Origin of the sequence: Paenibacillus sp. R14(2021) (assembly GCF_019431355.1) — a bacterium.
GTDB lineage: Bacteria > Bacillota > Bacilli > Paenibacillales > Paenibacillaceae > Paenibacillus_Z.
The window spans coordinates 5,854,524-5,866,882 of sequence record NZ_CP080269.1 but is presented as its reverse complement, the minus strand read 5'-3'; the positions used below and the strand labels follow the sequence as shown (position 1 = coordinate 5,866,882).

Annotated in this window: 13 protein-coding genes; 5 read left to right on the top strand and 8 right to left on the bottom strand. The window is 51.4% G+C overall.

Annotated elements, in window-relative coordinates; genetic code table 11:
• Positions 1–13: 13 nt before the first annotated feature.
• Entirely contained in the window at positions 14–847 is an 834-nt protein-coding gene (kduI, locus tag KXU80_RS27250; protein WP_219836201.1) for a 5-dehydro-4-deoxy-D-glucuronate isomerase, read from the bottom strand.
• 165 nt (positions 848–1,012) lie between these two features.
• On the opposite strand from kduI, the gene KXU80_RS27245 reads away from it, so the two are divergent.
• The 5 genes from KXU80_RS27245 (at position 1,013) to KXU80_RS27225 (ending at position 4,066) form a co-directional block, all read left to right on the top strand.
• On the top strand, positions 1,013–1,747 hold the full coding sequence (locus tag KXU80_RS27245; protein ID WP_219836200.1) for a hypothetical protein: 735 nt from the start codon (positions 1,013–1,015) through the stop codon (positions 1,745–1,747).
• 6 nt (positions 1,748–1,753) lie between these two features.
• On the top strand, positions 1,754–2,131 hold the full coding sequence (locus KXU80_RS27240) for a GntR family transcriptional regulator (RefSeq protein ID WP_219836199.1): 378 nt from the start codon (positions 1,754–1,756) through the stop codon (positions 2,129–2,131).
• Position 2,132: 1 nt separating this feature from the next.
• Complete coding sequence (locus tag KXU80_RS27235; RefSeq protein WP_219836198.1) at positions 2,133–2,822, top strand: ATP-binding cassette domain-containing protein; 690 nt, start codon at positions 2,133–2,135, stop codon at positions 2,820–2,822.
• A 41-nt stretch (positions 2,823–2,863) separates the two neighbouring features.
• Positions 2,864–3,265: a hypothetical protein gene (locus KXU80_RS27230; RefSeq protein ID WP_219836197.1), complete on the top strand. Its 402-nt coding sequence runs from the start codon at positions 2,864–2,866 to the stop codon at positions 3,263–3,265.
• Positions 3,266–3,364: 99 nt separating this feature from the next.
• Entirely contained in the window at positions 3,365–4,066 is a 702-nt protein-coding gene (locus KXU80_RS27225) for a DUF4386 domain-containing protein (RefSeq protein WP_219836196.1), read from the top strand.
• A gap of 169 nt (positions 4,067–4,235) precedes the next feature.
• On the opposite strand, the gene KXU80_RS27220 is transcribed toward KXU80_RS27225, so the two are convergent.
• The 7 genes from KXU80_RS27220 to KXU80_RS27190 all read right to left on the bottom strand — a co-directional run bounded on the left by KXU80_RS27220 (position 4,236) and on the right by KXU80_RS27190 (position 12,311).
• Complete coding sequence (locus tag KXU80_RS27220; protein ID WP_219836195.1) at positions 4,236–5,336, bottom strand: Gfo/Idh/MocA family protein; 1,101 nt, start codon at positions 5,334–5,336, stop codon at positions 4,236–4,238.
• Between the two features lie 21 nt (positions 5,337–5,357).
• The gene (locus tag KXU80_RS27215) at positions 5,358–6,191 is read right to left on the bottom strand and encodes a sugar phosphate isomerase/epimerase family protein (protein WP_219836194.1); all 834 of its coding nucleotides are present in this window, start codon (positions 6,189–6,191) and stop codon (positions 5,358–5,360) included.
• The gene (locus KXU80_RS27210; RefSeq protein ID WP_219836193.1) at positions 6,166–7,374 is read right to left on the bottom strand and encodes an MFS transporter; all 1,209 of its coding nucleotides are present in this window, start codon (positions 7,372–7,374) and stop codon (positions 6,166–6,168) included. Before KXU80_RS27210 ends, KXU80_RS27215 begins: the two co-directional genes overlap by 26 nt.
• A 6-nt stretch (positions 7,375–7,380) precedes the next feature.
• Positions 7,381–8,238, bottom strand: a complete 858-nt coding sequence (locus tag KXU80_RS27205; protein WP_258171174.1) for a carbohydrate ABC transporter permease — start codon at positions 8,236–8,238, stop codon at positions 7,381–7,383.
• 15 nt (positions 8,239–8,253) lie between these two features.
• A complete protein-coding gene (locus KXU80_RS27200; protein ID WP_219836192.1) occupies positions 8,254–9,201 on the bottom strand; it encodes a carbohydrate ABC transporter permease in 948 nt (315 codons plus the stop codon).
• A 75-nt stretch (positions 9,202–9,276) separates the two neighbouring features.
• A complete protein-coding gene (locus tag KXU80_RS27195; protein WP_219836191.1) occupies positions 9,277–10,632 on the bottom strand; it encodes an ABC transporter substrate-binding protein in 1,356 nt (451 codons plus the stop codon).
• A 113-nt stretch (positions 10,633–10,745) separates the two neighbouring features.
• A complete protein-coding gene (locus KXU80_RS27190; protein WP_219836190.1) occupies positions 10,746–12,311 on the bottom strand; it encodes a response regulator transcription factor in 1,566 nt (521 codons plus the stop codon).
• Between the last annotated feature and the right edge of the window lie 48 nt (positions 12,312–12,359).

Here is a 12,359-nt window from a genome sequence, read left to right as displayed (position 1 = left end):
GTGTCATTTGGCTTTATTTCAAATCCTTCATGTTGACGGCATCCATGTCCTCAAAAATTTGGTTCTCGCCGGCCATGCCCCAAATAAACGTATAGCTGCTCGTGCCGACGCCGCTGTGAATGGACCAGCTTGGCGAGATAACCGCCTGTTCGTTGCGGACGACCATGTGGCGCGTCTCGTCCGGCTCGCCCATCAGGTGGAAGACGACGCCGTCTTCGGGCATGTCGAAGTAGAGGTATACTTCGGAACGGCGATTGTGCGTATGGCACGGCATCGTATTCCACATGTTGCCGGGCTTGAGCAAGGTCATGCCCATAACAAGCTGGCAGCTCTGAATGCCTCCGGTATGAATGTAGCGGTAAATCGTACGTTCATTGGAGTTGGTTTGGCTGCCCAAGTGGTTCGGGGACGCTTCGCTGATCGCGGCCTTCACCGTCGGGTACGTCTGGTGAGCAGGAGCGGAGTTGAAATAATATCGGGCCGGCTTGCTTGCATCTTCGCTGGCAAAGATCACTTCTTTCGCGCCGCGGCCGACATACAGGCAGTCCTTGCTTTCCATAACGTACGTTTCGCCGTCCACCGTAATCGTGCCCGTGTTTCCGATGTTGATAATACCGATCTCGCGGCGCTCCAAGAATGTTGCCGCACCGATCGCAGCCGGATCCGCTTCCAGTTTAATAGGTTCGTTAACCGGAACGACGCCCCCGATAATGAAACGATCGACGTGGGAGTAACGAAGTATAAGTTGATTAGGGGCGAACAGCTGCTCGATTAGAAACTCGTCACGCAGACGGGTGGTATCGAACATTTTTACTTCATTGGGATGGGAGGCATAACGCATATCCATGATTGAATTCTCCTTTTAGGTTCATTTATGTTCTTTTGGTATTCAATATGTTTATATTAATTCGAATAGGTTCATTTGGCAAGGCTTCTTAATATCCATTGACATGAATTAATGAATTAGTGTACCATTACATTAGTACAATATGTGATGTAAGGGGAGATTGCATTGGCTTCGTGGACAGCTTTTTTCAAAAAGGATTTTCGATTAACAAGAACCTTTTTTTTCGTCGGGCTTGTCATTAACCTCTTGATTTTATTAGTAGCGTTGTTAGTAGCGGGTGGTGAAACCTTATATCCATTTATACCCTTGTTGGCTGCAATTGTGCTCCATGTTCTTTATCTTCCCATCCTATTATTGATCAGTTTAAAGACCGAGGCAGGTCAGCTGCACCTCTGGCTGCATAATCCTCGATCGGCCGTCTCCTTACTCATAAGTAAGATTTTGAATGGGATTGTCATGACTGTTGGTTCCTTAGTGGTTCTGTATGCAATGGCAGGAATGTTGATTATCTCAAGGTTTCGTTTAATTGAGGCGCATTGGACGGATACTTGGAGGGCGGGATTGTTGATTTTCATACATGTTATTATGCTCTCCGTCATGATTGGTGTCTGGGTGATCTTTTTATGGTCGCTTTACCACGCGCTTAAATATCGAATTGGGCGTTTGACTTGGTTAGCACTTATTGGAGCTGTTATCCTGCCGGCGTGGATCGGTGCCCTTTTCGATTCCACTAACGTTTATAAGCATTTGATGCAATGGGGAAGTTTAGAGATGAATTTTCCGACATTCGCGATAGATCCTATTCCTGCCTATGCGGGCGAATATCTGTATCACTTTATTATTATCATCGGACTCTTTTATTTGAGTGCATGGATCATCGATAAAAAAGTTGAGGTGTAACGATGGATGGACGAATTTAATACTTCAAAACCAATCTATCTGCAATTGGCAGATCGGATCAATCGACAGATTGTAAGCAGAGAGTTAAAGGCAGGCCAAAAGCTTCAATCTGTCCGTGATATGGCGATATCCTACAACGTCAACGCGAATACGGTTCAGCGCACTTACAGCGAATTGGAGCGTGAAGGAATTTTGGAAACGAGAAGAGGTCAAGGTACCTTCGTCACCGAACAAGAGGATCGCCTCATTCAACTACGAGGGAATTTGAAAATGGAGCAGATCCAATCATTTGTCCAGGTTATGCAGGAAATGGGATACAGCTCCTATGAAATCATTTCGGGACTACAAGACTTCTTAAACAAAATAGATAAAGGAGATGCGTAACATGATAGAACTGTCTCATGTTTCAAAGATGTATAAGAATCGCGCTGTCATTAAGGACATTTCTTTATCATTGCCTTTGGGCAAAATTATTGGCATTGTTGGCGAAAACGGCAGCGGAAAGTCCACGCTATTAAAGCTTATGGCGGGACTATCGCATCCGACGAGTGGATCGGTAACTATTTATGGAGAGATTGCGAGCAGAAGAATGAGTAAGCTCGTTGCTTACTTATCGGACCATGATTCTTTCTACACCCTATTCACGGTCAAAGAAGCGTTGACTTTCCAGGCTTCGCAATTTCCTGACTTTAATAGAGCTAAGGCTGAAGAAATCATGAAGGAATTGCACCTAGAATCGGATAAGAAAATCAGGGATCTCTCCTTAGGACATCGCGGCCGGTTAAAAATCGCGCTCACGCTAGCCAGGGAAGTGCCTTTTATACTAATGGATGAACCGTTATCTGGACTTGATCCGATGGTGCGGCAATCTATCGTTAAGGGAATGCTCTCCTATGTCAACTTGGAATCTCAGACGCTAGTTATGACGAGCCATGAGATAACTGAAATCGAATCGATATTAGATAGCTTTATCGCCATTAAAGACGGGTCATTGATTAGGATGGAAGAGGTCGAGGAGTTACACGAATCAGAGGGACTTGGGATTACAGAGTGGATGAAGAAGACGTATGTCTAATTACGATTAAATAATAATCATTGATTAAAGGAGTGATCTGAATGATAGAGGTCTCGTTGTTTCGTCTTTATTCACTGAGGGCGCTGTACCTTCTTGTCGTCGTAGGGCTGGGTATCACGGTATGGCCTGGAGTCATCCACCACGAACAGCCATGGGAACTGAAGGAAGGCGTGGTCCAATGCATGCTGGCAGCTTTTTCGGCTTTGTCCGTTCTAGGGTTGCGGTATCCGCTGCAGATGCTGCCTTTGCTTCTCTGGGAAATGTTGTGGAAGTCGATCTGGCTGATCGTCATTGCGCTCCCACTGTGGTCCACCGGTCAAATGGACGAATCAACCTGGGCGACGGCATCAGCCTGCTTGATCGTATTGATTTTTCCATTTGGCATTCCTTGGCGCTTTGTGTTCGCACACTATATTAAGAAGCACGGAGATCGGTTTCACTGAGGGAAGCCGGACAGCGCATCCCGTGGCTGCCTCGGATCAGACGAAAGAACGATTTGATTTTGCTGCCGTTTATGAATCGATTATAAAGGAGACAATCCAATGAATTTTACGAGCAGAAAGAGCGCACTCATTGTAGGCGTACTGTTTATCCTTGCCGCCGTTGCGTCGATAATAGGTCTTATTTTATACAATCCAATCCTAAACAGTCCCGATTACCTGATTAACGGTTCCGAACATGCCAACCAGGTGATATTGGGAGCGGTTATGGAGTTAATTCTGGTCGTTTCAGCGATTGGTACTGCAACTGCAATGTTTCCGATTTTAAGAAAGTATAATGAAACGATTGCTCTTTGGCATGTTTGCTTCCGATTTCTTGAAGCGATTATTATTACGATCGGCGTAATCAGCATGCTATCCCTCGTGACCTTAAGCCGGGAATTTGTAGCAGCAGGAGCTGCGGATACCGCATTTTTTCAAGCTTCAGGTATTTCGTTAAAAGCACTACATGACTGGACATTTTTGCTTGGCCCCAACTTCATGCTGGGTATTAATACGATGATGTATAGTTATATATTTTATAAATCCGGGCTCTTGCCCAGGTTTATACCCATCTTGGGTATGACTGGTTCCGTACTTATTTTTCTCTGTGCCCTGTTAGTCATGTTCGGTGTCATTGAACAAGTTTCTGTTTGGGGTGCTATTTTTGCGATACCGGTAGCTGCTAATGAAATGATAGTTGCTGTATGGCTAATCGTCAAAGGATTCAATGAATCTGCACTTGCCTCTATGTCTAAAAAATAGCAAGCATGCTTCTTATCTACGGCCTCTTAAGATACTGGCCCCTTGTAAAACTCATTATTAAACTCCATCACTACTAATGGTAGTAGGTGATGGAGTTTATAAGAAAGCAGCTTATGTTTTCATTTCAGACTGAAGGTGCTGTCGGTCGCCGTCTTTACATTCGCCAAGCTCACAGCTTAATCGCCGTAGAGACGGAAGCCGCCGCAATCTCCTCGCTTGTCACTTCCCGGCCCAGCTTCTCGGATAAGTAAATCCCTTCGCTGATCAGCATGGTACTCAAGGCAATCTGTGCCGTCGGGAGCAGCTGGGCCCTGCCCTGAAGAGCCGCAAGCCAATGACTCTGCGACGAATCATAGGCATCCTGATTCTCCCTTAGCTGATGCCACCTGTAATCCATGGCGTCCAGATCGAATGTCGCGTTCATATCCATATCGCTGAGCGTCGTATGAAAGCTGAACGGCGACAGACGCACGCCGCCTTGGGAGCCGATAATGCTGCTTCCCTCAAACCCGTTCAGCTGGATCGCCCAAGCCTCAATCATATCCATGGTCAGGCCGCCAGCAAAACGAATGAACCCGAGACCGAGCTCCTCTACGCTGTAACCGCTGGCCTCGCGCCGAACGGGATCCATGTCCGTCTCCTGATAAGTCTTGCCGCTTACCCGCTCAACGACTGGCAGGTCGAGCAAATAGAGCAGCTGGGATATGTGGTAGACACCCATATCGAACAGTGCGCCGCCTGCCGATATTTCCTTCTTCACGAACGTCGGGGCACCGTAACCGTCGACGTACGGGCGGCCGCGTCTGCGGAAGCCCATCGAACGGGCATGATACAGCTTGCCAAGCTTGCCGTCGGCGATCAGCGCTTTGGCAGCCTTGGTTTCCTTCGTATAGAGCGTGCCAAGCTGAATGTGCAGCATGTTGCCCGTTTCACGCGCGCAATCGACCATTGCCTTACCGTCCGTGTATGACCCTGCGATCGGCTTCTCGCAGTACACATGCTTTCCGGCTCGCAGGGCGGCGATCGTGACCGGCGCATGAAAGTTGTTGTGCAGGCAGACGTCTACGGCCTGGATATCCTCCCGCGCGAGCAGTTCGCGGAAGTCGGTATACCGATGGCGGATGCCGTACTTGTCAGCCGTGCGCTCGAGCTCCTGCACGTTGACGTCGGCAGCGGCGACGACCTCCACGCCTTGAAGCTTGGCATACGTCTCCAGATGCTGTTTGCCGATTTGCCCGACGCCAATAATCCCTATACGCTGGGGTTCCATGAATCAGCCTCCTTCATCGGCCTAACCGACCGACCGCTTGATCAGTTCAATCGTTTTACGGGCAGCCTCGATCTCGCTCTCTTGTCCCGGCACGCTCTCTACGCCCCAAACGCCATCGTACCCGTTGTCCTTCAGCAACCGGCAAAATGCGGGAACGTTCTGCGTCAGCTCCTGGCCGTCGGCGGTAAAATGGAACGTCTTCACATGCGTTACCTTCGCATACTTGGCGCAGCTCAGCCATCCATCTGCCTGCTTGCCATGGGCCCAGTTCCACGAATCGAGCAGAAGCCCGAGCTCCGGGAGCTCCTCCATCAGTCTGACGACGTTCGCAGGATGAAGCGTCGGCCCCCAATGATTCTCGACGACGACCTCAAGCCCCGCTTCCTTGGCCCGCGCGATCACGTCTCGGTAGCCTTCTACTGTAATTTCGAACTGCTCCTCCGTCCACTGCTCCGGACCGCCGGTATCGATTCGGATCTGAGATGCGCCGAGCTTCGCCGCGACGGCAATCCAGCGGTACGCACGCTCGCGGTTGCGCAAACGCGCCTCTTCCGTCGCCTCGTAGATGTGCGCGCCGTCTACGGCGATACAGCCGAACGGAAGCCCTGCTTCGCCCGCCGCGCGCTTCACTTCCTCCAGGTACGCATCGTCGGTCGGCGACAAATGCTGCGACTCGCCCGGGTTTGCGCCGGCATGAAGCACGTCGGCGCCCTGCTCGATTGTCGATAGATGCGCGTTCCACGGATCCAGTCTTGTGCAGCCGAGCATGCTGCAATCTCGGATATATTGAAAGATATCCTGCTGCCCCGATGCCAGCAAGCGATGAAAGCTAAAAGAGCAAATGCTGATCTCCATGCTGCTTGATCCTCCTCGATTGATAGAGTTGATAGCTCATGACGGCCAGTGACCCTGCGACGAGAATCATCGGCAGGATGAAAATGAGCGGCGACACGCCATGGATAATCGTAGGCAGTATATAGCCGATTAGAGACGCCGCTTGCGTCAGCGCGACATACAAGCTGGAACCAAAGCCGGTGCGGCGAATGAACATGCGCTGCACGACGCCCATCGCTACCCCGTACAAGATAGACACGAAGTACGAATAGAGCGGCTGTACGATAAAGAACATTGCAAGAGGAGAGCCGCACGCGTAGACGATATAAGCAGCGAGCGCCATGATTCCGCCGGTAATCATGACCGGCTTACTGCCGTATTTGACCGCCCAATAGCCGGTAACCGTCATGAGCAGCAGCTCGAACACCGCCTGTGCGCTCCATAAGTACGAAGCAACCTGCGGCTTGCCGAACAGCCCATTGACGACTAGCGGCAAATACAGACCTCTGATCGCATCGGCGCAGAATAGCAGGAGCAGCGCGGCCAGCATCCAAATCGAAAACGGCTCTCCGCGCGCAATAGCCGGTGAGGCTGCCGTCCCAGCCTCCGCCTTCGTCACTTCGCTGTAAAGCAGCAGCATAACGAACAGGCCTGCGTACCCGGCCAAATTCCCGACGAGCACGCCATGGAACCCGAACAGCAGGAATAAATTGGCCCCCATCAGCAGCCCGCCGAAGAACCCTACGCTAAAACCCGCGCGCAGCCAGACAAGCGCCATCTCTTGAATGTCGGCGGCATGAATGGCAAAACGGTTCCGTGCCATAGCGAACAGCTGGCCCATAATCAAACCGGAAGGGGCAAGCGCGACGCTCACCGCGACCAACGTCCCCGCAAAATCCCGAGCCTGCATATACAGAAGCAGCCCAGCCATGCAAAGCACGGAAGCGGCGATCGGCAGCCCCTTCTTACGCTTCATCCGGTCGCTGACAAGGCCGACGGACATCGTTACCACCGTATTGAGCAATAACGACACACTGTACACGACGGTAACTTGCCCTTTGGACAAGCCGATATGGTCGTGCATGTAGATCGCGTTCATCGGCGCCAGGATGCCCGTGCCCATACCGTAAAGCACCATTGCGAGCAGCAGCCGAAGCGCGCCTTGAACGTGAACGAATTGCTTCACATCCTGCGTTAGCCTCATCGCGTATTACCCCTTGGAGCCCGTAATCACAATGCCTTGGATGAAATATTTCTGCGCAAAGAAGAACAGCAGCAGCGGCGGCAAGACAGCCACGATCGAAGCAGCCATGAGCAAGTTCCAAGGCGTTGCGGCATACGCGGCCGTAAAGTTCGAAAGCCCCAGCGAAAGCGGATATTTGCTCCCGTCGCTTAAGTAAATGAGCGGACCGATCAAATCATTCCAGCGATACATAAACTCGAGTATGGCTGCCGTGGCCAATGAAGGAATCGACAACGGCAAAATAATCCGGACATACATCGTAAAGTAGCCGCCTCCATCGATCTTCACGGCATCGTCCAGTTCCTTCGAGAAGCCGAGATAAAATTGCCGCAGCAAAAAAATAATGAAGGCGCTGCCACCGAACGCCGGAACGACGAGCGGCAGGTACGAATCGATCCAATTGAACTTATTAAACAGCAAATACTGCGGAATCATCGTGACTTGCGGCGGGATCATCATCGTGCTCAGCACGAGCAGGAACAGCACGTTCCTGCCCCTCGCCTTCAATCTCGCGAAGCCGAAAGCGACCAGCGAGGAAGACAACGCCACGGCAAACATGGTGACGGCGGTATAGATGACCGTGTTGACAATGTACCGCGCGAGCGGCGCATCGCGAAAGACCTGCGTATAATTGCTCCATTCGACCGGACTCGGGATCCATTTCATCGGCAGCTTATGCACATCCCCGAGCTCCTTGAGCGACGTCGTAATCATCCAAAAGAGTGGAAAGGCGAACAACAGCAGACCTGCAAACAGAAGCGCATAGACGACGATTTTACCGCCCAAGCCAAGCTCGCCATGACTAACTCTTCGTTCTCGGAACATGAATACGATTCCTCCTTAACGTTTATCGTCGTATTCGTAGTAGATGAGTCTCTTGGACACCAAGAGCGCAAGCATCGTCAGTACGAAGATCACGATGAACAGAATCCAGGCCTGAGCGGAAGCGTATCCCATTCGGAACTGGGCAAACGCGGTATTAAACAAATACAGCACGTAGAAATAGGAATTCCAGTCTGGCCCGCCCTTCGTGATGACATAAGCCTGCGTGAACACTTGGAACGAGGAAATGATGCCGATGATCGCATTGAACAGGATGACCGAAGAAATGAGCGGAACCGTTATTTTGAAAAACTTCGTCAGTCGATTCGCACCGTCGATCGAAGCGGCTTCGTATAGGTCGGACGGCAAGCTTTGCAAGCTCGCGAGGAAAATAACCATCGGACCGCCGATCGCCGTCAGCTGCATCAGCACCATGGATGGAATAACGGTATTCGGCTTGGTAAACCAGCCCGGCCCCTTGATGCCGAACCAATCGCTGAGCAGCGAATTGACGACGCCGAAATCGGGGTTCAGCAGCCACATCCACAGGAAGGATACCGCGACCCCGGAAATGATTGAAGGCGTATAATACAGCGTTCGGAATATGGCTTGTCCCTTAATCTTATTGTTCAGCAGCAGCGCCAGAATCATCGAGCAAACAATCGTAAACGGTACCGACAGGACAGCATAATAAAACGTAACGCTGAGCGACTTGTAAAATAGCTTGTCATGAAACAAATCGAAAAAATTCCGGAGTCCGACGAAGGTCGGCGCGTCGACGACATTATAATCCGCAAAGCTGAGAAACAGAGAAGCGATAATCGGACCGCCCGTAAATAGCAGGAAGCCTAGCGTCCACGGCGAAATGAACAGCCAAAAGGCTCGTTCCTCCCGCGCGAGCTCCGAATTTCTTTTCTTCTTGCCCGCGCTTCGGGCTTGCGTTCTTGCAGAAACCGCTGAATTCAATGGACGTCACCCCTATTTGAAAAAGTTTCCGATGGCGGACACCAAAGGAAACTTTTCATCGGATATGCCAAACTTTTATTTCAGATTAAGCGAGCGGAGGTTGGTGTCGATTTCTTTCAGCCCGTCGTCGACGCTCTTCTGACCGTTCCATACGCCGGATATCGTCTGGTTGATCGTATTGCCGATGACCGAGAATTTGTCGATAAGATGGTTATCAGCTTCGCGGCCGTTCTTGACCGCGCCTTCGTTCAGCACCTTGATGTCTTCGGCCTTCATGCCTGTTTTATCGGCGACTTGCTGATACCACTGTTCGGCAAGCGTATTGTCGGCCGGCGTTGCAGACGTCTTCTCCATGAACTTCTTGCCGCCATTCTTCGGATCGATCAGATATTTAATAAATTCCCACGATTCGGCCGGATGCTTGCTCTTCGCGCTGACATTCCACGGGTCGACGAACAGCGGAACTTTGCGGCCGTCGTGATACGGAATCGGAGCTACGCCCCACTTGAATTTGGCCGGCTGATACGACCAGAAGCCCCAGCCTCCGTTGATAACCATGGCCACGCGGCCGGTAAGGAACGGGTCGCCGATCGCGTTCACGGCATCGATCGTCGTTTGGTTCGGCGCGACTTTATCTTTGTTGATCAAATCGACGTTGAATTGAATCGCTTCTTTATTCGCCGCATTCGTCAGCACCGCGGGCTCGCCCATGACGGCGCTCGTGTAGGCGTCCGGATTGAAGAAGTCGCCGCCGAAGCCCCATGCTTGCAGGTTTGGAGCCATGCTGTTAAAGACGCCAAACACTTGCTTATCGGCATTTCCGATATCGCTCGACAGCTTCCTGGCCGTATCCCGCATCGCTTCGTAGTTCCACGACGTATCATCCCAATTGGTCGGAGGGTAAGCTACGCCTGCTTTATCGAAAATTTCTTTGTTGTAGAACAAAAAGCTGCCGATCGCAAGCATCGGAACGCCGTAAATTTTGCCGTCGATCCGGTAAATGTCCAGAATGTTTTTATTAATACCGGCTAATGCGCTTGCATCCTTCTCCACGTACGGGGTCAGGTCAAGCAATGCACCCATCTTGTTATACGTGGCAAAGCCGGAGTTCGCCCAATTCGCGGACCATACATCCGGGACTTTGCCGGAAGAGATCATTGTTGTTAAGCGCTGGTCGATTTCTGCTTGCGGAATTTGCTCCAGCTTGACCGTAATATTCGAATGCTCTTTCTGGAATCCGCTGATCATGTCTTTTTCCCAATCGACCATGTTCGGATCCGTTCTGACAAGCCATGTGATTTCTACCTTGCTCTTGCCCGGATCCGCGGCGTCCCCCGTCTCCGAGTCGGACTTCGAGCACCCGAAAAGTACGGAAGACATTGCCGTAATCGAGGTGAGTGCAATGATTAATGACTTACCCTTTTTGCGCATTGGGAAAATCCCCCTACACCAATAGAAGTCGGTTTAGAATGTAACCGCTTTCTTAATTGTAAATAGCAGGGGGAATTTTCGGTATCCATAGAATTACGATTATATCCGAAAAATTAAACGAGTTCGTCCCAGTTCTTTTCTCGGTATTCCGATGGAATGATGCCGCACTGCTTTTTGAACAAGTTGGCAAAATATTTATATTCCTTGTAGCCCACGGCGAGCGCGATTGCACCGACCTGCTCCGGCGTCGCCAGCAGCAGCTCCTTGGCCTTCTCGATCCGCACTTCGTTGACATACGCGTTGAATGACTTGCCGGTCTCCTGCTTGAAGATCGAGCTAAAGTAGTTCGGGGTAATCCGCACCATGTCCGCAATTTCGGATGCTTTAAGCTCGTGCACGTAATTCTTCCGTATATAGGAGGTGATACGCTCGATAATCCAGCGGTTTTTCCCGCGATTGGCCGTTCGGAGCAAATGCAGCGCGGTTGTCAACGTCTCGACGAAGAACTGCTCAATCGCTTCGAAGGAGTTGTACATGCCGATATCCCCATGGTTCAATTCCGGCAGCCGGGCCGCCATTTGCTTCAGTGCAGCCGTTTCGCGAAATCGGCGTTTCACCATCATGACCATTTCATGGCACACCTGCAGCGACTCCTGCAGACTCGCTCTCTCGCTCTGAAACAGATTGAACAGCTTGCACACCGTTGCTCTCATCTGTTCCTCCTTATGCTGGAACAGGAAGTCCAGCAATTCTTTTTCCGTCTCCCTGGGATAGTCACGGAATGCGGCCGTATCGACTGTACCGAGTTGCCCGCCGTCCAGCTGCACCTTGCCTTGCTTCCCGCAATGCAGCAGCCGAACCAGCTGCGGTAACGCCTCCTTCAAAGCGGCAAAGGACTGAGCCTCTTCGGAGGCGACCCATTCCACCTGGCACCCGCCCTGCACCTCCATTACTGCCATGCCCGCGCCTAGGCAAGATTGTAATCCCTCTACGTTAGCACCTTCGGCGAAAGTGACCGTGAGCAGTACATTGCGCTGTAGAAAAATCGACACGCTCGGCGCACCGGCTTGAAGCATGCGTTGTTCCATCCACGTCTTCCAATCGGCGCGCAGCCGTCGACGGTCCGGCTCCTCCGGCGCTGCTGCCAGGCGGCAATAATCCGACATACGGCTGACAATGAAATAGCAAGGGACATCCGGGTCTGGCAAATGCGCCGCAGCTGCTCCCGTATGCTCGATCATCTCGGCTACAAGGTAATGGTAGTAGGCTTCCAGCTTACGCGCCGCCCGTTCGTCGGCTTCCCGGGCAATTTCTCCGATCAGTCCGGTAAGCAGGACCGTCAGCTCGTCAACATCGATCGGTTTCAGCAAATAGTTTTTCACCCCGTACTGCATGGCAGTGCGGACATAGTCGAATTCTTTATCGTCGCTGAGCATGACGAACTTGGCTGAGGAACCGTCGCGATGAAGCTGCTGTACGAGCTCGAGCCCGTTCATCTGCTGCATGCTCACATCGGTCAGCACAAGATCGGCTGGCGTCGCTTGCATCAGCTTGAGCGCTTGCAGCCCGTTGTACGCCTCCCCGATCACCTCAGCCCCCAACTCCTCCCAGGGAATGGTTAACCTCAATCCCTTGCAAATCAACGGCTCATCGTCGACGATCAGAACTTTTGGCTTCACGCTCCTCATGCCCCTTTCCAAATTGGATACCACATAACCTGCATGCCA

Bases quoted from the DNA above. Each gene is read 5' to 3' on its own strand.
- KXU80_RS27235 (WP_219836198.1), top strand. From the start codon at position 2,133: ATGATAGAACTGTCTCATGTTTCAAAGATGTATAAGAATCGCGCTGTC.
- KXU80_RS27215 (WP_219836194.1), bottom strand. From the start codon at position 6,191: ATGGAGATCAGCATTTGCTCTTTTAGCTTTCATCGCTTGCTGGCATCG.
- KXU80_RS27210 (WP_219836193.1), bottom strand. From the start codon at position 7,374: ATGAGGCTAACGCAGGATGTGAAGCAATTCGTTCACGTTCAAGGCGCG.
- KXU80_RS27195 (WP_219836191.1), bottom strand. From the start codon at position 10,632: ATGCGCAAAAAGGGTAAGTCATTAATCATTGCACTCACCTCGATTACG.
- KXU80_RS27205 (WP_258171174.1), bottom strand. From the start codon at position 8,238: ATGTTCCGAGAACGAAGAGTTAGTCATGGCGAGCTTGGCTTGGGCGGT.
- KXU80_RS27230 (WP_219836197.1), top strand. From the start codon at position 2,864: ATGATAGAGGTCTCGTTGTTTCGTCTTTATTCACTGAGGGCGCTGTAC.
- kduI (WP_219836201.1), bottom strand. From the start codon at position 847: ATGGATATGCGTTATGCCTCCCATCCCAATGAAGTAAAAATGTTCGAT.
- KXU80_RS27225 (WP_219836196.1), top strand. From the start codon at position 3,365: ATGAATTTTACGAGCAGAAAGAGCGCACTCATTGTAGGCGTACTGTTT.
- KXU80_RS27240 (WP_219836199.1), top strand. From the start codon at position 1,754: ATGGACGAATTTAATACTTCAAAACCAATCTATCTGCAATTGGCAGAT.
- KXU80_RS27220 (WP_219836195.1), bottom strand. From the start codon at position 5,336: ATGGAACCCCAGCGTATAGGGATTATTGGCGTCGGGCAAATCGGCAAA.